22 protein-coding genes and 1 pseudogene are annotated in these 19,101 nt (G+C 63.3%); 10 read left to right on the top strand and 13 right to left on the bottom strand.

Annotated features, from left to right (window positions below):
* Window positions 1-108 (top strand): DUF1344 domain-containing protein (locus NKH03_RS31085; protein WP_352972680.1); only part of this gene is annotated, 108 nt, incomplete at its 5' end.
* 135 nt (window positions 109-243) lie between these two features.
* Here the strand turns inward: NKH03_RS31085 and NKH03_RS31080 are convergent.
* The 4 genes from NKH03_RS31080 to NKH03_RS31065 form a co-directional block, all read right to left on the bottom strand.
* Window positions 244-831, bottom strand: a complete 588-nt coding sequence (locus NKH03_RS31080; RefSeq protein ID WP_352870348.1) for a histidine phosphatase family protein — start codon at window positions 829-831, stop codon at window positions 244-246.
* A 42-nt stretch (window positions 832-873) separates the two neighbouring features.
* Window positions 874-1,692: an enoyl-ACP reductase FabI gene (gene fabI / locus NKH03_RS31075; RefSeq protein ID WP_128288839.1), complete on the bottom strand. Its 819-nt coding sequence runs from the start codon at window positions 1,690-1,692 to the stop codon at window positions 874-876.
* Window positions 1,693-1,798: 106 nt separating this feature from the next.
* A complete protein-coding gene (locus NKH03_RS31070; protein ID WP_352870349.1) occupies window positions 1,799-2,728 on the bottom strand; it encodes a DnaJ C-terminal domain-containing protein in 930 nt (309 codons plus the stop codon).
* Between the two features lie 261 nt (window positions 2,729-2,989).
* Complete coding sequence (locus NKH03_RS31065; RefSeq protein ID WP_352870350.1) at window positions 2,990-3,451, bottom strand: RT0821/Lpp0805 family surface protein; 462 nt, start codon at window positions 3,449-3,451, stop codon at window positions 2,990-2,992.
* A 77-nt stretch (window positions 3,452-3,528) separates the two neighbouring features.
* Here NKH03_RS31065 and pdxH point away from each other — a divergent pair, with 77 nt between their 5' ends.
* Complete coding sequence (gene pdxH, locus NKH03_RS31060; RefSeq protein WP_352870351.1) at window positions 3,529-4,146, top strand: pyridoxamine 5'-phosphate oxidase; 618 nt, start codon at window positions 3,529-3,531, stop codon at window positions 4,144-4,146.
* Window positions 4,147-4,155: 9 nt separating this feature from the next.
* On the opposite strand, the gene NKH03_RS31055 is transcribed toward pdxH, so the two are convergent.
* Entirely contained in the window at window positions 4,156-4,908 is a 753-nt protein-coding gene (locus NKH03_RS31055) for a crotonase/enoyl-CoA hydratase family protein (RefSeq protein WP_352870352.1), read from the bottom strand.
* A 19-nt stretch (window positions 4,909-4,927) separates the two neighbouring features.
* Window positions 4,928-6,697: an acyl-CoA dehydrogenase family protein gene (locus tag NKH03_RS31050; protein ID WP_352972678.1), complete on the bottom strand. Its 1,770-nt coding sequence runs from the start codon at window positions 6,695-6,697 to the stop codon at window positions 4,928-4,930.
* Between the two features lie 187 nt (window positions 6,698-6,884).
* Here NKH03_RS31050 and NKH03_RS31045 point away from each other — a divergent pair.
* The 4 genes and pseudogenes from NKH03_RS31045 (at window position 6,885) to NKH03_RS31030 (ending at window position 9,210) form a co-directional block, all read left to right on the top strand.
* Window positions 6,885-7,120 (top strand): annotated as a pseudogene (locus tag NKH03_RS31045) (hypothetical protein).
* Between the two features lie 58 nt (window positions 7,121-7,178).
* Window positions 7,179-7,466, top strand: a complete 288-nt coding sequence (locus NKH03_RS31040; RefSeq protein WP_352972676.1) for a type II toxin-antitoxin system TacA family antitoxin — start codon at window positions 7,179-7,181, stop codon at window positions 7,464-7,466.
* Window positions 7,463-7,966, top strand: a complete 504-nt coding sequence (locus NKH03_RS31035; RefSeq protein ID WP_352870354.1) for a GNAT family N-acetyltransferase — start codon at window positions 7,463-7,465, stop codon at window positions 7,964-7,966. The genes NKH03_RS31040 and NKH03_RS31035 overlap by 4 nt, the downstream gene beginning before the upstream one ends.
* Before the next feature lie 134 nt (window positions 7,967-8,100).
* Window positions 8,101-9,210, top strand: coding sequence for a glycoside hydrolase family 25 protein (locus NKH03_RS31030; protein ID WP_502913572.1), 1,110 nt, complete (start codon window positions 8,101-8,103; stop codon window positions 9,208-9,210).
* A gap of 26 nt (window positions 9,211-9,236) precedes the next feature.
* Here NKH03_RS31030 and purD read toward each other — a convergent pair whose 3' ends face one another.
* Together purD and NKH03_RS31020 are read right to left on the bottom strand one after the other, a co-directional pair.
* Complete coding sequence (gene purD, locus NKH03_RS31025; RefSeq protein ID WP_352870355.1) at window positions 9,237-10,514, bottom strand: phosphoribosylamine--glycine ligase; 1,278 nt, start codon at window positions 10,512-10,514, stop codon at window positions 9,237-9,239.
* A gap of 154 nt (window positions 10,515-10,668) precedes the next feature.
* Window positions 10,669-11,490 carry a phytanoyl-CoA dioxygenase family protein gene (locus NKH03_RS31020; protein WP_352870356.1) on the bottom strand — a complete coding sequence of 274 codons (822 nt, stop codon included), beginning with the start codon at window positions 11,488-11,490 and terminating at the stop codon, window positions 10,669-10,671.
* Between the two features lie 89 nt (window positions 11,491-11,579).
* Between NKH03_RS31020 and NKH03_RS31015 the strand changes: the two genes are divergently transcribed.
* Window positions 11,580-12,488 (top strand): LysR family transcriptional regulator, encoded by a 909-nt coding sequence (locus tag NKH03_RS31015; protein ID WP_352870357.1) that lies wholly within the window; start codon window positions 11,580-11,582, stop codon window positions 12,486-12,488.
* A 68-nt stretch (window positions 12,489-12,556) separates the two neighbouring features.
* Window positions 12,557-13,540, top strand: coding sequence for a 4-hydroxybenzoate octaprenyltransferase (gene ubiA, locus NKH03_RS31010; RefSeq protein ID WP_352870406.1), 984 nt, complete (start codon window positions 12,557-12,559; stop codon window positions 13,538-13,540).
* Window positions 13,541-13,636: 96 nt separating this feature from the next.
* Here the strand turns inward: ubiA and NKH03_RS31005 are convergent, their stop codons facing one another.
* The 3 genes from NKH03_RS31005 to NKH03_RS30995 form a co-directional block, all read right to left on the bottom strand.
* Window positions 13,637-14,203: a DUF6101 family protein gene (locus NKH03_RS31005; protein WP_352870358.1), complete on the bottom strand. Its 567-nt coding sequence runs from the start codon at window positions 14,201-14,203 to the stop codon at window positions 13,637-13,639.
* A gap of 185 nt (window positions 14,204-14,388) precedes the next feature.
* Window positions 14,389-15,819, bottom strand: a complete 1,431-nt coding sequence (locus tag NKH03_RS31000; RefSeq protein WP_352870359.1) for an FAD-binding oxidoreductase — start codon at window positions 15,817-15,819, stop codon at window positions 14,389-14,391.
* Window positions 15,820-15,827: 8 nt separating this feature from the next.
* On the bottom strand, window positions 15,828-16,802 hold the full coding sequence (locus NKH03_RS30995; RefSeq protein ID WP_352870360.1) for an L-threonylcarbamoyladenylate synthase: 975 nt from the start codon (window positions 16,800-16,802) through the stop codon (window positions 15,828-15,830).
* Window positions 16,803-17,026: 224 nt separating this feature from the next.
* On the opposite strand from NKH03_RS30995, the gene NKH03_RS30990 reads away from it, so the two are divergent.
* Together NKH03_RS30990 and NKH03_RS30985 are read left to right on the top strand one after the other, a co-directional pair.
* Window positions 17,027-17,503 (top strand): hypothetical protein, encoded by a 477-nt coding sequence (locus NKH03_RS30990; RefSeq protein WP_352870361.1) that lies wholly within the window; start codon window positions 17,027-17,029, stop codon window positions 17,501-17,503.
* A gap of 159 nt (window positions 17,504-17,662) precedes the next feature.
* Complete coding sequence (locus NKH03_RS30985; RefSeq protein WP_352870362.1) at window positions 17,663-18,049, top strand: hypothetical protein; 387 nt, start codon at window positions 17,663-17,665, stop codon at window positions 18,047-18,049.
* A 107-nt stretch (window positions 18,050-18,156) separates the two neighbouring features.
* Here NKH03_RS30985 and NKH03_RS30980 read toward each other — a convergent pair whose 3' ends face one another.
* Both NKH03_RS30980 and NKH03_RS30975 read right to left on the bottom strand, forming a co-directional pair.
* Window positions 18,157-18,438: an ATPase gene (locus NKH03_RS30980; RefSeq protein WP_352870363.1), complete on the bottom strand. Its 282-nt coding sequence runs from the start codon at window positions 18,436-18,438 to the stop codon at window positions 18,157-18,159.
* A 109-nt stretch (window positions 18,439-18,547) separates the two neighbouring features.
* Window positions 18,548-19,101 (bottom strand): DALR anticodon-binding domain-containing protein (locus NKH03_RS30975; protein ID WP_352972672.1); only part of this gene is annotated, 554 nt, incomplete at its 5' end.

Here is a 19,101-nt window from a genome sequence, read left to right as displayed (position 1 = left end):
GATCTCGACGCGCTGAAGCCGGGCATGGACATCGTCATCGCCTACGACGTGACCAATGGCGAAAACGTCGTCACCGACATGGAACTGCCGGACAGCTCGGCGAATTAAGGCTTTCTGCCAAGATCGGAGCGATGGTTCCGCACCTCTAAGCGCGTCGCGTTCGAACGGATTCAGGCGACGCGCTTCGGGTCATTGATTTTGCGCATGTCATTCCCCCATTTTGGGTAACATGCATTCAGTGGCTTACAGCCACTCCAGGCTCTTGCCTTCGAGCTTGAGCAGGCGATCGTGCGGTATGTCCAGGTTCGCTGCCTCGTCCTCGGCCAGTCCCAGAACGAAGCGAAACAAGGCGCGCATGACGCCGCCATGGGTCACGCAGATCGTCGGGCGTTGGATCGCGTCGAAGCAGGGCCCCACCCGTTCGAGCAGCATCTGGTAACTCTCCGCGCCTTTGCCCGGCGGCTGAAAGTTCCATTTGTCCAGCGCGCGCGTCCTGCTCGCTCCGGGATACCGTGTCTCAAGCTCGGCAAAGGTAAATCCCTGCCAATCGCCGAAATTGACTTCGACGAGGCGCGGGTCGGTTCGATAGGCATCCGGATCGAGCTTCATCGCGGCGCGGACCCGCTGCATCGTTTCGCGCGTCCGTTTCATCGGGCTGGCGACGAAGTCGAATTCCCAGGAATTTTGGACCAGTCCGGCGAGCCGCTGGCCGTTTCCGGTCGCCTGTTCGCGGCCAAGAGCGTTGAGATCGGTGTCGGCCTGCCCCTGAAGCCGGAATTCGGCGTTCCACGCGGTTTGGCCGTGGCGCGCGATATAAACCAGCGGATACATCAAGTCTTCCGGTGCGGGATCGGGACGGACGACGGTTGGCGGTTAGTCCTTGACCGTCGAAATGTCGGGCGCGTCGACCGCCTTCATGCCGACGACGTGGTAGCCCGAATCGACGTGATGCACTTCACCGGTGACGCCGCGCGACAGGTCGGACAGGAAGTAGACGCCGGAATCGCCGACTTCCTCCTGCGTCACCGTTTGCTTCAGCGGCGAATTGTACTCGTTCCACTTCAGGATGTAGCGGAAATCGCCTATGCCGGAAGCGGCCAGCGTCTTGATCGGGCCAGCCGAGATGGCGTTGACGCGGATCTTCTTGGCGCCGAGGTCGACGGCCAGGTAGCGCACGCTGGCCTCGAGCGCCGCCTTGGCGACACCCATGACGTTATAGTGCGGCATCACCTTTTCGGCGCCGTAATAGGTCAGCGTCAGCAGCGACCCGCCATTGGTCATCAGCGCCTCGGCGCGCTTGGCAATGGTGGTGAAGGAGTAGACCGAAATGTCCATGGTGCGCAGGAAATTGTCGCGCGTCGTCTCGACATAGCGGCCGGTCAGCTCGTCCTTGTCGGAGAAGGCAATGGCGTGGACGAGGAAATCAAGCTTGCCCCAATGCCTGGCGACATTGGCGAAAACCTCGTCGAGGCTCGCCGGATCGGTGACGTCGCAATGGCCGGCGACAAAAGCGCCCAATTCCGCCGCCAGCGGCTCGACACGCTTCTTGAACGCCTCGCCCTGATAGGTCAGCGCGATCTCGGCGCCATGATCGACGCACGACTTGGCGATGCCGTAGGCGATCGATCTGTTGTTGGCGACGCCAAGAATAAGGCCGCGCTTGCCGGCCATTAGGCCCTGTCCACCCGCCATGTGAGCGCTCTCCGCAAGGTTTCTGCTTTGTGGAGTGCCCTATCGCACAGGCACAGAGCCCCTTCAAGCGCTCAAACCGGACAGTTCAGGGGACAAAAGCCGTCGATCAGCCTTTTTGGCCGCGCAACAGCGTTTCGAGCGCGCTATCGCCGCCCTCCGGCAGCATGATCCGCACATGGGCGTAGAGATCGCCGTGGCCGCCGGCCTTTTCCGGCAGGCCCCTGCCCTTCAGCCGCAGGACCTTGTCCGAGCTCGACCAAGCAGGGATGTTGACCGCGAGCCGGCCGGTCGGCGTATCGACCGGCACCTTGGCGCCGAGCACCGCATCCGCCAGTGCCACCGGCAGATCGGCGTGCAGGTCGCGGCCCTCGATGCGGTAGCGCGGGTGGCGGCGCAGATGGATCTTGACCAGCGCGTCGCCCGGCTGGCCTGGCCCTTGCTCGCCCTGCCCCTTCAGACGGATGGTCTGGCCGTCCTCGACATAGACCGGCAGCTTCACCGCCACCTTGCGGCCGTCAGGGAACATCGCCGTCACCTTTTCGGCGGTCGCCGCTTCCTCGATGGTCACGTCGAGCGTCACATTCAGGTCGGCAGCGGTCGCCGGCTGACGGCGATCGCCCGTGCCGGCACCGCGCGCGCCCGAAAAGGCATCGCCGAATATCTGGCTGAAGATGTCGCTGTTGCCGTCGAACGGATCGCCGCCCGGGCGGCCGGAGCGGAATTCGAATCGCGAACCGCCCGGACCTTGCTGCCGGCGAAATCCGCCGAAGGGATCGCCGCCACCGGCAGCGCCCTCGAAGCCCTGGAATCGCGGCTTGCCGTCGGCGTCGATCTCGCCGCGATCGAAAGCGGCGCGATTCTTCTCGTCGCCGACGATCTCGTAGGCCTGGTTGGCCGCGGCAAAACGGTCCTTCGCCTTGGGATCATTCGGATTCTGATCCGGATGATGCTTCTTGGCGAGTTTCCGATACGCCGATTTTATGTCCTTGGCCGATGCGTTCTTGGCAACGCCCAGCACCTCATAGGGGTCGCGCATGCTTACTGCCCTGGAGAAGAGTTGAGTCTCTGGTTGCCCCCTATATGCGCTCGCATAGGAAGAAATTCCAGTGCTGGAGCAGCATATCAAAAGCGGAAAATCAGAGCTTGATCCGAAAGTCGGCGGTTGAGGATTGGCGAGGGATTTTTGTCGGTCCGGAAGGAGCCGATCGCAGCCGATATCGGGATATCGGCAAGATTGGCGACGCAGCGGCCGGCGAAAAGACCCACCGAGCCGACCCGATCGACTCTCGGATCAAGCTCAGAGCGCCTTGAAGTCCTGCATGCGCCAGCCGCCGGCGCTGGCGAGGCACAGTTCGCCCTCGAACATGGCGACGCCGTCAAAGCTCTCGCGCGAGACCTTGAAACGGCGGCATGTCTGGCCGTTGTCCTTCAATTCGGCCAGCCCGGTGATGGAACCGCGTGACCCGGTACCGGCATTGGCCCACGGCACGGCCTGCCCGCCGAGCTGCTCGATGTCGGCCGAGGACACCGCGTTGCCGATCGTCGTCTGGTCGGAGTCGCGATCCAAATTGGCCGGCGCGGCCGAGGCCGATGTGCTGCTGGTCAGGATCGAGCGGTCGACTTCGGCCTTTTCCAGGCTGAAGCCACCGGCGCCACAGGCGGCAAGCGGCAAGGCGAACGCCACGATCGCGACTTTCGTGCTGGCCGAAGCGATAACGCCCCATTGCCTGCTGTCAAAAGCTTGCGCGATACGCGACAATCGGCAACCTCCCCCTGCTTCTTGAAAATCTGGGCTTCGTAAAAAATTCTGGGCTTCGTGACAAATTGAGAAAAACTATGAGTGACACAGAGTTAACAAGCGGTGACTTTACCGAGGCCGCGGAGCCGTTTCGCCTCTTTGCCGCATGGCTGGAGGACGCCACGAAGAGCGAAATGAACGATCCCAACGGCGTGGCGCTGGCGACCGTCGACGCCGACGGCATGCCGAACGTGCGCATGGTACTGCTCAAGGGGTTCGATGAAAGCGGGTTTGTCTTCTATACGAATTTCGAGAGCGCCAAGGGCCAGGAAATTCTTGGCAGCATGAAGGCGGCGATGTGCTTCCATTGGAAATCGCTGCGCCGACAGGTGCGCATTCGCGGACCGGTCGAGATCGTCAGCGACGCCGAGGCCGATGCCTATTACGCAACGCGGCCTCGCGGCAGCCGCATCGGCGCCTGGGCCTCGAAACAGTCGCGACCGCTGGAAAGCCGTTTCGCCCTGGAGAAGGCGGTGGCCGAATACACGGCGCGCCATGCGATCGGCGAAATCCCTAGGCCAAAGCACTGGTCGGGCTTTCGCATCGTCCCGCGGACGATCGAATTCTGGCACGACAGGCCGTTCCGGCTGCACGACCGCGTGGTCTTTTCCCGCGATGCGAAAGGCGGCTGGGACAAGACGAGGCTTTACCCCTGAAAGAGAGGCTCAGGCCTTCTTTCTCGTCATGAACGCCGTGAGCGCCGCGCGCGCCTCATCCGACTTCAGCCGCTCGCGAAAATGCTCGCTTTCCTCGCCGATGCGGGCGAGGAGATCGTCGCGCGAGCCGCGCATCAGGTCGCGCGCGATCTTCAGCGCCTGCGGCGGCTTGGCCGCGATCTGGCCGGCGGCCGCCAGCACCGCGGCTTCAAGTGCTGCTTCCTCGACCACCTCGTAGATCAGGCCGGCGGCCTTCGCCCGTTCGGCCGAAAAGCCCTCGCCGAGGCCGAGCAGCGCAAACGCGCCCTGCTGTCCCAGGATTCTCGGCGCCAAAAGGCTCGATCCCGCCTCCGGCACCAGGCCGAGATCGACGAAAGGCGTCCTGAAAACGGTGCGCGGCGTGGCGAAGGTCAGGTCGCAATGCAGGTTGAGCGTCGTGCCGATGCCGACCGCGATGCCGTCGACGCCGGAGACGATGGGCTTCTCGACCCTGGCCAGCGCCATCAGGAAGTCCCAGACCTCGGTGCCGCCATCGCCGCCGGTGGCGACGACCATGAAATCGGCGAGATCGTTGCCGGAGGAGAAGGCGCCGGGCACGCCGAGGAACACATGGACGTGGATCGCTGGATCGGCGTCGCCCTCGGCCAGGGTGTTTGACATTTTCGCATACATGGCGCGCGTCAGCGCGTTCTTCTTGTCCGGCCGGTTCATGCGGATGATCTGGATGGCGCCCTGGCGCTCGACGAGGATATGGTCTGTCACGATGTTTTCCTTGTGAACGTCAGGCAGAAATGAGCGTCTTGCCGGCTAGGGCGAGGCTCTCGGCGCCATCGACGACGCGCTCCTTCAAGGCACTGACCTCGCCGAGCAGGTTTTCGGCGAAGAAGCGGCAAAGGGGAATACGGCTTTGATCGGCAAGAGCGCCCCGCGCCAGATAGGCGCCGCCGGCGGCCAGCGAGATCAGCCTGAGATAGGGCGTAGCACCCGCCAGCGCCTCGTCCGAGCGGCCGTCGGCCGCCAGTTTTTGCAGGAAGCGGGTCGCTTGCGTCAGATCGGCAAATGCTGCGTCGAGAGCATCGGCGGTGCGGCCGAAACCCTGCAGGTTCGAGGTTCGCACCGCTCCTGCCACCGCTGCCAGTTCATCGATATAACCATGCACATGGTCGCCGCCGCCGAGCGACAGCTTGCGCATGACCAGATCGATCGCCTGGATGCCGTTGGTGCCCTCATAGATCGGCGCGATGCGCGCATCGCGGTAGAAGGCGGCCGCGCCCGTCTCCTCGATGAAGCCCATGCCGCCATGCACCTGGACGCCGAGCGACGCAACCTCGACGCCGACATCGGTCGAGAAAGCCTTGGCCAGCGGCGTCAGCAGATTGGCACGGTCGCGCCAGTGCGCCGCCTCGTCGCCGTCCGAGACGCGGGCCAGGTCGATGGCGTGGGCACAGGAATAGCTGATCGCCCGCGCGATCTGCGTCAGCGCCTTCATGGTCAGGAGATTGCGCTGCACGTCGGGGTGATGGACGATGGGCGCCATGCCGGCACCAGCGTAGCTTGCCGCTTTGCCTTGCCGGCGCTCGTTGGCATAGGCTATCGCCTTCTGGGTCGCGGCTTCCGCGACCGCGACGCCCTGCATGCCGACACAAAGCCGCGCATTGTTCATCATGGTGAACATGCAGGCGAGGCCTTTGTTCTCCTCGCCGATCAGCCATCCGACGGCACCCGGCTTGGCGCCCTGGAAGCCGTCACCATAGATCATGGTGCAGGTCGGCGAGGCATGGATGCCGAGCTTGTGCTCGAGGCCGGAACAGAAGACGTCATTGCGGGCACCGAGCGAGCCATCGTCGCCGACCAGGAATTTCGGCACCAGGAACAGCGAGATGCCGCGCGTGCCGGCCGGCGCATCGGGCAGCCGCGCCAGCACAAGGTGGATGATGTTGTCGGTGAAATCGTGCTCGCCATAGGTGATGAAGATTTTTTGGCCGAAGATACGGTAGGTGCCATCACCCGCCGGTTCGGCGCGAGCGCGCAAGGCATTGAGGTCCGAGCCGGCCTGCGGCTCGGTCAGGTTCATCGTGCCCATCCATTCGCCGGACACGAGCTTTTCGAGATATTTTGCCTTGAGGTCTTCGGAGGCGTGTTTGTCGAGCGCTTCGACCGCGCCCATGGTCAGCGTTGGACCGATGCCGAAGGCCATGGCGGCGGAGTTCCACATTTCGAGCGCCGCCACGCCAAGCATGGTCGGCAGCGCCTGGCCGCCATAGGCTTCAGGCCCGGAGAGCGCGTTCCAGCCGCCGTCGATCCAGCGGCGATAGAGCTCCTTCCAGCCGGGCGGCGTGGTGACGGCGGCACCCTTCAGCACCGCACCGTGTTCGTCGCCGATCTTGTAGAGCGGTGCCACCTCCTCGGTGGCGAAACGGCCAGCCTCACCCAGGACGGCATCGACCAGATCCTCGCCGAGATCGCCGAACCTGCCGGCGTCGAGGGCGGATTTCATGCCCGACACGTGCTTCAGGGTGAACGCGATATCCTCGACCGGTGCCTGATACATGCCGCTCGCTCCTCCTGATGCATCGGCCCTGCCAACCCTAGAGCCGGTGCCGCTGCAAAACCATCCGCCCTTTGGTCAGTCTCTCTTCTTCTTTTTACGTAAACGTCAAATTTTGTCACGCTGATTTTGCAATCGCGCCCGCATGCATTAGATTCGATCGAGCACAAACCATCGACCCAGATGTCTCATGCTCGCTAGACCCGACGCCTATCGCTGCATCGAATGCGCCTACCCTACCGGTCGGAGGGATTCTGGTATTATCAGGGCAAGATCGAGAACGGCGCCGCCTACTGGTCGAATCGCGGCATATTGTGCTCGCCGCAATGCTCGCTGGCCCACCACCGCAAACGCGCGGCCGATGGCACGTTGCGGCAAGAACCAGCGCCTGACCCGTTTGAGGTTCAGCCATTCACGCAACGCTGAACGCAGCGCTTGATATGTACGGTCAAAACCCGTACATATCGTCTTAGAGGTGATCGTGATGCCAAACCAACAGACCCGTACCGCCCGTCTCGAAGCTCGGATCTCACCGGATATGCTGAGTGTGGTGAAACGTGCGGCCGAAATCCAGGGCCGCAGCGTCAGCGACTTCGTGGTCTCCGCAGCGCAGGAAGCTGCACAACGCACCATTGAGGAGACTGCTATCATCCGCCTGTCCATCGAGGATCAGCACGCTCTGGTAGAAGCCATTCTCAATCCACGCGAACCCAATGAAGCGCTGCGCAAAGCTGCCGACGCCTACAAGCGACTTGTCGTCGAATCCCGGTGAGTCTAGACCTGATCATCGAGCCGCTGGGCGGATCGTATGATCGTAAGGCATTCAGTTGTGGCGTGCTGGCACTCGACCACTATCTACGCGAGCAGGCGAGCCAGGACGTCAAACGCCGAGTCAGCAACTGCTTTGTCGCCGCAGACCGTGATGTCGATCTCATTGCCGGATATTACACTCTTGCAGCGTCAAGCGTGCCCATAGCTTCGCTGCCACAAGACCTGACAAAACGCCTACCGCGTTATCCAGTCCTGCCCGCCATATTGATCGGAAGGTTGGCAGTCGATACCCGATATCAGGGACAACGAGTTGGATCGATATTGATCGTGGATGCGCTCCGGCGCTGCGCTCAAGCTGCTCCTGCCTGCTTCGCGCTGATCGTCGACGCCAAGGACGACAAGGCTGCGGCTTTCTATCGCAAACATGGTTTCACGCCATTTCAAGGCCACCCATTGTCGATGTTCCTATCGGTAGCGACGGCGTTGAAGCTGTTCGACTGACGCACCGCATTGCCTTGAAAGCATTTCCTTAACCATAGCGGTTCAGGATTTGTCTTTGATCAACGGGGATCCCCTGTTTGAAAAGGACGGCGCGCCTCCTTCGCCGCACAGCGCTTCTCGCTTTCGCGGCGACGATGGCGCTGTCGATGGCGGCAAAGGCCTCGGATTTTTCCGAGCCGTGGAAGAACGCTGATCGCGCCCTGGTCGTCGACGCCTACGAATACAATTCCATCGACTGGGCCCAGCTCGCCACCGACAAGCGGGTGGTCGGCTTCATCAACAAGGCGTCCGACGGCATGCCGCCGCCCTATTTCTGTTTCGGCGACGACACCGAGGTGAAACTGTGCAAGGCGCTGTGGAAACGCCACGCGGTGACGCGCGAGTTGTTCCAGACGCGCAGGGTCGTGGCCAAGGCGCTTGGCCTGAAATGGGGCGCCTATCATCTCGCCCGCCCCGGCAATCCGGTCGAGCAGGCCAATAATTTCCTCGATTTCGCCGAACCCGCGCCGGACGATCTCATGGCTCTCGACATCGAGGGCAATGATCCTTCGCAATGGATGTCGCTCGACGATGCCGAGGAATTCGTGCGCCAGGTGCATCGGCGCATCGGCCGCTTCCCGGTCATCTACACCAACGGCAAGACGGCCCGGTATATTGCCGACAACAGCTACAGATACAGGCTCCTGTCGCGGTTGCCGCTCTGGTATGCCCGCTACATCAACGACATCGACGAGCATTTTCCGATGGGCAACTGGCAGGGCTACGCGCTGTGGCAGTTTTCGGCGCAGGCCAATTGCGGCAGGTTTCGCTGCCCTTACAGGGTCGCCGGCACGCCCAAGGACATCGACGTCAATGTCGCGCCGACGGATGCCGCCACGCTGCGTGCGCAATGGCCGTTAGGTGGGCTCATCGACGTGCCGCCCGACTATCTCGCCTCGATACCGCTGCCGATCTCACGCGAAGCCGGCCTCGCAGGCAACGTCACCATCACCTATGCGTCGGTAGCGGCACCACCGACCTTCGAGGAGATGGTGCCAGCGCTGGGCACGCGCTGGACGAAATTTCGCGACGGTTTCCACATGCCTGTCGTGAAGACGGTGCCGCGACGGCCGGGCTTCGGCATTGTCCAGTATGTCGCCTGGAAGCGGACCGAACAGCGTTCCCCCGCCCAACTCAACGCCGCCTTTGCCGTCGCCGATCCGCTCAGCACCGCTTCGACCGAGATAGATCGCCGCCAGCGGTAGACTGCCCGTCTCTCCAATAGCGATCTTCAGTTTGCCTGTTCGCGCGCCACGGCCTGCCAGCCGATGTCGCGGCGGCAGAAGCCATCTGGCCAGTCGATGCGGTCTAGCGCGGCATAGGCTCGTCTCTGCGCCTCGCCGACCGTGCTTCCTATCGCCGTGACATTGAGGACACGGCCGCCATTGGCAACCAGCGCGCCGCTGTTGATGGCGGTACCGGCGTGAAATATCTGAACGCCGTCGCTCGCCGCGTCTTCGACGCCGCGGATGACCGACCCCTTTTCCGGCGTGCCCGGATAGCCCCTGGCCGCCATCACCACGGTGAGCGCGGCCTCGTCGCGCCAACGCACCGAAGTATGCGCAAGCTGGCCGTCGGTTGCCGCATTGAGCAGGACCAGCAGATCGTCCTTCAGCCGCATCATCAGCACCTGGCATTCCGGATCGCCGAAACGGGTGTTGTATTCGATCAGCTTCGGCCCCTTGTCTGAAATCATCAGCCCGGCGAACAGCACGCCGGCAAAGGGCGCACCAAGTTCAGCCATGCCGCGCATGGTCGGCTCGACGATCTCGCGCATGGTGCGCTCCACCAGTTCCGGCGTCATCACCGGGGCCGGCGAATAGGCGCCCATGCCGCCGGTGTTGGGGCCGGTGTCGCCATCGCCGACGCGCTTGTGATCCTGCGCGGTGCCGAAGGGCAGCGCGGTCTTACCGTCGCAGAGGCAGAAGAAGCTCGCCTCCTCGCCGGTCATGAACTCCTCGACCACCACCTCCGCGCCAGCGGCACCGAAGGAACCGTCGAAACAGCCATCGAGTGCGGCCCGCGCCTCATCCAGCGTCATGGCGACGGTGACGCCCTTACCGGCGGCTAATCCATCAGCCTTGATGACGATCGGCGCACCCATCTTCTCGACATAGGCCTTCGCGGAGGCGAGATCGCCGAAGCGGCCATAGGCAGCGGTCGGGATGTTGTATCGGGCACAGAGGTCCTTGGTAAAACCCTTCGAACCTTCCAGCCGTGCGGCCGCCTTGGATGGGCCGAAGACACGAATGCCTTGCGCGCGCAAATCGTCGGCAATGCCGGCGACCAGCGGCCCTTCCGGACCAACCACGACGAGGTCGATTTCTTTCTCCCGGCAGAACGCGGCTACAGCGGCATGGTCGGCTATATCCAGTTTCACCAGTTCGGCCTCGCCGCCAATGCCCGGATTGCCGGGGGCTGCGTAAAGCCTGGTCAGCAACGGCGATGCGGCGATCTTCCAGGCGAGCGCATGTTCGCGGCCGCCGGAGCCGAGAAGAAGAACGTTCATGGCCACCTCTTGATGCCGATCTCTTACAGCACCCGCTATTGCTCTCTGGACGACGGGTCAAGGCATCAGGGTGCTTTGATCGGAATTTGCGCACGGGAACGTTATCCCCAGCAGAATATGGGCGCCGAACACAGCGCCCATATTCTGCTCGAACTCAACCCTGGTAGACGACCGGAAACCAGTCCTCGCGCAATTTCTGTCCCGGCTGCATGCCATGGCCATGATAGGGCGGCGAGGTGCGCCCCGGCCGCTCGACATAGCGCGCATCGTCACCGACCCATCGCAGCGACAGCGCCCGGCGTCGCGCCGCCGTCAGATTGCCGCGCGCGCCGTGCGCGGTCCTGAAGTCGAACAGGATGGCGTCGCCCGGCTCCATTTCCCATTCGAGAACCTTCAGGGACGGATCCTTGTCGGGATCGGGCACCGGCAGATAGTCGCCCTCGCCGGCATAGAAATTGCTGTCGTCGAGCCAGCGAACCGGCAGGATCATCTTGTCCCATTTGTGCGAACCGGCGATCAGCCGCAGCGTCGCTTCCTTCACCGGATCGATGGGAATCCAGAAGCTTACCGTCTGCTGGCCATCGACAAAGTAGTAGGGGATGTCCTGATGCCAGGGCGTCGGCTTCTGCGTGCCGGGCTCCTTGACCAGCACGTGGTCGTGGAAGAACTGCGCGGTGCGTGACCGCATGACCGCTGCCGCCAGTTCGGCGGCCGGTGATTTCCGCACCACCTCGGCGAATTCGGGAATGCGCTCCCAGTTGCAGTAGTCGTCGAAGAAACTGCCGCGGCCGTTGGCGATGTCGGATGCGGCGGCGCTGCGGTTCCGCATGTTGCGCTCGATGCCGGCGGCAATCGTGTCGACCCAGCCCTTGAAGGCGCCACGGATGCAGACGGCGCCGTCACGCTGATAGTCGGCAATCGTCTTAGCGTCGATTGTCTGGGCATCGATCGTCTCGGTGTCGATTGCGGAAGCCATGGTGTTCTCCTCTTGGAATGAACCGACTATCGCAACCAGCCTTCATTCAGTAAAATAATAACTTTCCATTCAGCACATAGAGTATGCCTATGAACATGACCCTTACGCAGTTGCGCTACCTTGTCGCCGTGGCGCGTCACGGCAGTGTCACCGGCGCGGCAAAGGTGCTGAACGTCTCGCAGCCGTCGATTTCGGTGGCCATCGACGCGGTCGAAAAGAATTTCGGCCAGAAGCTGTTCGTCCGCCAACGCGGAAGCGGCGTGTCACCGACATCGTTTGGCCGCGCCGTCGTGGCCAAGGCAAGACAGGTTCTCACCGAAACGGACGAACTCATCGGCCTGGGTTCAAGCAAATCAGCTGTCAGCGGTGAGCTCGTGCTGGGATGCTTCGAGGACTTGGCACCTTTCTTCGCGCCGGCCCTGATCCGCGCCTTCTCCGAACGCTATCCAGCCGTCAATGTGGTCGTTCGCGACGAGACCTTCGAGACGCTGGGAAGACGGCTCGGCGATGCGGCCATCGATCTCGGCCTCACCTATGATCTCGGCCTGCCGACGCATTTCGCCCGCATCCTGCTGCGCGAACTTCACCCGCATGCGCTGTTGCCGGCGGGCCATGCCCTGGCGGATCGCCCGTCGGTCAGCCTTGCGGATCTTGCCGCCTATCCGCTGATCATGACGGACCAGCCGCACAGCTGGCAGCACATGCTCGACCTGTTCCGCAGCCGCGGCCTTTCGCCGGTGGCCGACATGACGACGAGCTCGTTCGAACTGCAGCGCAGCATGGTCGCCAACGGCTTCGGCGTTGCGGTCAGCTATACCCGCCCGCACGGTGACCGCAGCTATGACGGGCTGCCGCTGATCTGCAAGCCGCTGTCCGATCCGGTGCCGATGCAGCGGATCCTGCTCACCTATGACACGCATCAGCGTGTGTCGAATGCGGCGCTGTCCTTCATTGACGTGGCGAAGGGTTGGTTCGCCACCCGCGACATCTTTTCGTGAAAGGGCGATGGACACCACTCCTACGCTTGCCGCTTGACGGTTTCCGCCGCTGCTGCCACTTCATGGACATGGAAACTATCCAGTCGAAAACGGCGCAGGGCCGTGTCGCCGATGCGCCGAACGGCCACTGGGTCTATCGCGTGCTGCCGCGCTCGATATGGCCCTATGCGCAGCTTGCCCGGTGGGACAGGCCGATCGGCTGGCAGCTGCTGCTGTGGCCGTGCTGGTGGTCTGCGGCACTCGCGGCGAGCGCCTATCCGCGCCCCGGCGACCCGCTGCTGTCGCTGCTGCCTACGCCATGGTATCTCGTGCTGTTCCTGGCCGGCGCCATCGCCATGCGCGGCGCCGGCTGCACCTACAACGACCTCGTCGATCAGGACATCGACAACCAGGTCGAGCGCACACGCTCGCGGCCGCTGCCGTCGGGCAAGGCGACGCGCCGGCGGGGATGGCTGTTTGTTGCCCTGCAGGCGCTGGTCGGCCTCGTGGTGCTCATACAGTTCAACAGCTTCGCCATCCTGCTCGGGATCTGCTCGCTGGCTGTCATCGCCATCTATCCGTTCATGAAGCGGATAACCAACTGGCCGCAACTGGTGCTTGGCCTTGCCTTTTCCTGGGGCGCGCTGATGGGATGGGCGGTCGAGTTCGGCGATCTCGATGGACCCGCGATCATGCTCTATATCGGCTCGATCCTGTGGGTGATCGGCTACGACACGATCTACGCGCATCAGGACAAGGAAGATGACGCCATTGTCGGCGTGCGCTCGACGGCACGCCTGTTCGGCGACAACACCAAATCGTGGCTGGCAGGGCTCTATGGCGGCGCGCTGATCTGCTTTGCCATCGCCTTCGCCTCGGCGCAGGCGCCGGTGGTGGCGCTGGCCGGACTGATCGCCGCCGGCGCCCATCTGGCCCGGCAGATCGCGGTTCTGGATATCGACAATCCGGACCAATGCCTGCGGCTGTTCAGGTCGAACAACCAGGTCGGCTGGCTGATCTTCCTCGGCCTGATCGGCGGCGCTGTGTGGGTGGCGCTGAAGCCGCTGGTTTAGCGCTAGGTCCCTCGCCCCGGCCCTTCGCAGGCTCAGGGCGTTCGAAGCTCGAAAAGCCAAGCAATTGGCTTTTCGTCCGCTGTCGCGGACTGCTTCTCACTCCCGCGAAATGATCTCCTGGCCGTCGATGACCAGCCTGAGACCGAGGGCGCCAGCCCTGCGGCGGGCGAGGAAGCGCGGGCGACGCGTGTGGGAAACGCGGCCCTTGCGCCGATCCTGCGGCGGCAGCGTCTTGATGGCAGCGCCAAGCGATTCTTCCAGGGTACGGGCAACGCCGTCCGACTCGATCAGCAGCATCGGCAGACGGTAAGCGTCGGCCCAGGCGCGCCAGTCGGCGGCGACATCGTCGAGATCGTCGGCAACCAGCAGCGGCACCGACAGCATCGGATCGTTGTGCAAGAGTTCCAGGGTCACGGTGACATTGCCGTCCGGATCCTCCATGGCGCGGGCGGCAACGCCGCGGAACGCATTGGCGGGCAGCACGACGATCGCGGGCAGGCCGCTCATCTCGAGCATGCGGCGGATCACGGCGCCACGCTGGTCGATGGTGAAGGTCACGTCGCCGTAGTCGTCGCGGGTCGCGTAGCTCACCACTTGCGGCAGGCGAAATGGGTCGAGACGCATGTTGCGTCCCGCCCAGACTGGCTTCAGTCCGGTGTTCATAGATTGCCTTCCTGTCTGTCTCCTGAGAGCCGGTGTCCGGTTCTCTCCGGGCCGGTTTTTCCAGCCTCGTTTGTACGGAGACAGTAGCGCGGGCTCCTTACCGCCCCGCTTAAGAAAGTCGGTTAAATTTTGCTGATCTCAGGGATGGTTATCGGAATGCCACCAGCCACAAGGCGTTGAAAGGATCAGATAACCTTACCGGGATTCATGATGCCGGCCGGGTCGAAGGCGGCCTTCACCCGGCGCATCAGATCGATCGCTATCGGTGGCGCGGTGGCGATCAGCTCGTCGCGCTTCAACTGGCCGATGCCGTGCTCGGCCGAGATCGAACCGTGCAGGCTGCGCACGACGTCGTGCACCGCCTTGTTCATGGGATGATAGAGGGCAAGAAATGCCTCGTCGTCGCCGTCGACAGGCCGTGAGATGTTATAGTGGAGATTGCCGTCACCCATATGGCCGAAGCAGACCACGCGGGCGCCGGCGCTCACCGACGCCACCGCGGCGGCTGCTTCTTCGATGAAGCGCGGGATCGACGCGATAGGCACCGAAATGTCGTGCTTGATCGAGGCACCCTCCGGTTTCTGCGCCTCGGGCAGTACCTCGCGGAAATTCCAGAATGCATCCCCCTGCCTGAGACTCGCAGCGATGACGGCGTCGCCGACGAATTCCTGTTCAAGGCCGGCCGAGAGCACGTCCTCGATCAAGGCTCTCGAATCTTCCGATGAACGGCCGGACGAGATCTGCATCAGCACATACCATGGCCAATCCTCGATCAGCGGCCGCGTCACGCCTTGGGCATGGGCGAGCGTGAAATCATATGGCCGCTTGCCGATCAGTTCGAAGGCGGTCAGTGCTGCCCCGGCGCGGTCGATCGCCAGGCTGAACAGGGAGAGCGCGGCTTCGGGCGACGACAGGCCGACGAAGGCGACGTCCCGACCCTTCGGCTTCGGGAACAGCTTGAGCACGGCGGCGGTGATGACCCCGAGCGTGCCTTCGGCGCCGACGAACAGGTTCTTCAGATCGTAGCCGGTGTTGTCCTTCTTCAGCTTGCGCAGATCGTCGAACACCTCACCCGTCGGCACCACCACCTCGACACCGAGGCAGAGTTCGCGCGCATTGCCATAGGCAAGCACGCCGGTGCCGCCGGCGTTGGACGACAGGTTGCCGCCGATCTGGCAGGAGCCTTGCGCGGCCAGCGACAGCGGAAACAGCCGGTCGGCGGCATCGGCCGCCTCCTGCAGCGTCTGCAGGATGACGCCGGCCTCGACCGTCACCGTGTTCGACAGGACATCGATCTCGCGGATGCGGTTCAGCCGCGAAAGCGACAGGATGATCTCGCGACCGGACCTGTCCGGTACCTGGGCGCCGACCAGCCCGGTGTTGCCGCTTTGCGGCACGACCGGTGTGCCTGTCTCGGTCGCCAGCCGCATGATCCGGCTGACCTCGTCGACGCTGCCCGGCCGCAACACCAGCGATGTCACGCCGTGCCAGAGCCCGCGCCGCTCAATGAGGTAAGGCGCGATATCCTGCTCGTCGCGCAGCGCATATTTGTCGCCGACGATCGCCGCGAAGCGATCAATGAGTGCGGGATCCAGTTTGGCTGAATTTTCGGTCATGTGGAAAACTATGTCGTGGACAGCGTGTTGTCACGAGGGGCGGCGGCACGCGAAAGCCGGTCGTTGATCGCCTCGCCCAGGCCGTCGAAGGGAACCGGCTCGACGGCGATGGTCCGCGCGCCGCTGCGGTCAAGCTCCTGCATAAAAGCGAACAGGTTGCTCGCCGCTTCGCGCAGGTCTCCGGTTTCGGATAAATTGAGGAAAGCGGCGGCGTGTCGCCAGCCTGCCGCCCGTTGGCCGCCGAAGCCGAGCAGAGCTTCGCCTTCGCTGACCGTCCCGGCATTGAGCCGCATCGCAGCACCCGGCGCATAGTGCGAGGCAAGCATGCCGGGCGCCTCGACGCCAGCGGCCCCGCCGCGCAACAATTCCATGCCGATGGCCGCCTCGATCTCCCCGGCGGCGATGCCACCGGGCCTCAGCAGCCGCAATGTTGCGCCCTCGACCTTGACAATGGTCGATTCCAGCCCGACCGGCGTCGCGCCGCCATCGACCACCAGCTTTATCCGCGCGCCGAGATCGGCTGCCACCGCTTGCGCGGTCGTCGCGCTGATCCTGCCGGATGAATTGGCGCTGGGCGCGGCAAGCGGGCGACCGAGCCTGGCGATCAGGTCGCCGCCAAAGCCCCTCGGCATGCGCAAGGCGATCGTATCGAGCCCGGCCGTGACCAGCGGATGGATGCCGTTGCCGGGCCGTTGCGGCAGCACCAGCGTCAGCGGCCCGGGCCAGAATGCCAGCGCCAGCTTCTTCGACAGAGGATCGAACCGCGCGAGGCGCTCTGCCATCGTCATGTCGGCGACATGGGCGATAAGCGGGTTGAAGCGCGGCCGTCCCTTGGCTTCGAAGATGCGCGCCACGCCGATGCCATTGGTGGCATCGCCGGCAAGCCCGTAGACGGTTTCCGTCGGGATGGCGACGACATCGCCACCCCTGAGCAGCGCCAGCGCCTGCTCCATCGCCTCGCCGACGGCAAGAATTTCAGCCACTCTCGTCACCTCGCAGATGCGGGGGTGCGTAGTACGATGGCGGCCGTTGGGCAAGTCGGCTGTTAGGGCAAGTGCTGTTGGGCAGGGCGTCGTCCGACAAGATGTTGTCGGACAAGTCTGGGAATTGGCGATTTATCAATTCCTAAAATGCTATGCTTCCACGAAAGCCGGTATCAATTCCGGTCCGCTATTGTGCAGCTTCTGGGCAAAGGGGAGCGGTGATCATGTCTGTGCGTATCCTGCTGGGTATAATTCTTACGGCGGCAACTGGCGGGGCCCAGGCCTCGTCTCTCGTTTTCCCAGGCGCGTCGTCCTCGACACCGTCGGTCATCAGGCTGGGCGCACCTATGGCCAGCGATGCCAAGTCGGTGGTGGCGGTCGGTGATGCCCAGCCCGGCGTCACCGATGAAAAGGTGGCGGCAATTCCGGACAAGCCCGAGGCCAGGCATGGCTTCCAGCCAGACCCGATGGTCATTCGCGGCGGCGTTACCGGTCCCGCCTTCTCGGCACCGGCGCCAACCGCTGCACCCGCGACAGATGTCGCGCCGGCGGCAGGCACCGCGCCGGCGCCAGGCATGGCGCCGGCAACAGCCACCGCCTCCGCGGCCCCCTCGGGGAACGCTGAGAACCAGTCCACCCCGCCGAGCGCCCCAGCGCAGGCAGCAGGCCAGCGGTTGCCTCCCAACGGCTATACCAAATAGCCTTGGCATTGATGGCGTGACTTGACGGCGGTCCGCCGCCCGGCGCACCATTGCCGGGCAAATCCCATCCCGGTTTATCGCCGCTGGATACCATCGCCTAGATTTCGTCAGGCGGCTCTGGCAGACGGGATTTCATCGTTAGGGGTAAAGGGGTTGATCATGAGAACATCTGGAATCGTCACCGCGGCCGGGCTTCTGCTGGCGTCGTTGCTTGGTGGCGCAGCTCATGCCGACGACATGCTGGGATCTTATGTCGCGCGCATTTCCGATCGGGACCATCAGGCGAGTGACGGCTATGCACTGGACAACGCCGCGCAGATGGTGCGGCAGGACCGCGCCAACTGGCACAAATTCCACCGCCGCGACAGCGACGATGAGGGTGATCGCTGGTTCAGGACCAACGGCCAGCGCGCCGATCTGCAACGCATGCTGGAGCGTGGCGGCGCGATGAATTCATCGACCAAGCGCGCAATCGTCAATGGCGAACCGCTGATCCAGGTAGACGTCTACGAAAACAGCGTGCGCGTCAGCATCCTCGAGAACTGATCGGGCCGTCACCCGGGACGACTGACAAGTCGGCATCGGGGAAGACTGACGAAAAAGGCGGCGCGTCAGCGCCGCCCTGCCATCGATAGGATCGGCAGCTGAAAAAATCAGGCTGCTTCTTCCTTGTCGTCGTCCTCTTCGGACTCGCCGTCTTCAGCTTCTTCTTCGGACTTTTCGTCCTCGCCTTCAGCCTTCACGCTGTCCTCGGCGTCGTCTTCGTCCTCATCTTCACCTTCTTCATCGTCGCCGTCTTCGTCGTCATCCGACAGGTCAGCGGCTTCGACCGCGGCGGCCGCGGCATGATCGAGGATGGTTTCGGAAGCAGATTCAAGCGCCTCGGCGGGAGCCGGGGTTTCTTCTGTCACTTCGATGTCGTGATCGGAATTCATGGAAGCCTCCGTGGGGTTGGGGAACATGTCCCTTTTGCCACGGAGAGATCATCGTCATATGACTGTAAGCCGGCTCGAACGGCCGGTGGCAAAGAATATTTTCTTCGCCTTAACCGGCAATCTTCGAGAAATCCGCGACCTGACCGGTTGCCGCGCGGATGCGGGCGAGCAGCGCCAGGCGGTTGGCACGCACGGCCTGGTCCTCATCATTCACGAGAACGTGCTCAAAGAATGAATCAACCGGTTCACGCAGCGCGCTAAGCGCCAGCAGCGCGGCGGAAAAGTCATCGTTTTGAACAGCTTCGCCGGCTTGCTTCTCAGCCTGATTCACCGCCGCAAACAGAGATTTCTCGGCATTCTCGCGCAACAGCGCCGGCTCAACGGTCTCGGCAATCACCGTTTTCTTCTTCTCCTCGGCAGCCAGGATGTTGGCCGCACGCTTGGTGCCGGCGAGCAGGTTTTTGCCGTCCTCGGAGTCGAGGAAGGAGCCTAGCGCTTCGACCCTGCGGACGATCTGCAAGAGGTCGTCGTTCGGCGATTGGCCAATCTCCCCCCTTGTGGGGGAGATGGCCGGCAGGCCAGAGGGGGGCGCTTCGCGCAGAGATGTAGGCCGGACACCCCCCCCCAAAATACCGATTACCCCAAAAAAACCCCCAAAAGGGG

This window comes from Mesorhizobium sp. M1406 (genome assembly GCF_040317555.1).
In the GTDB taxonomy this organism is placed as follows: domain Bacteria; phylum Pseudomonadota; class Alphaproteobacteria; order Rhizobiales; family Rhizobiaceae; genus Mesorhizobium.
Note: the sequence above shows the minus strand (reverse complement) of the source record. Positions and strands in the feature narration are given on the sequence as shown.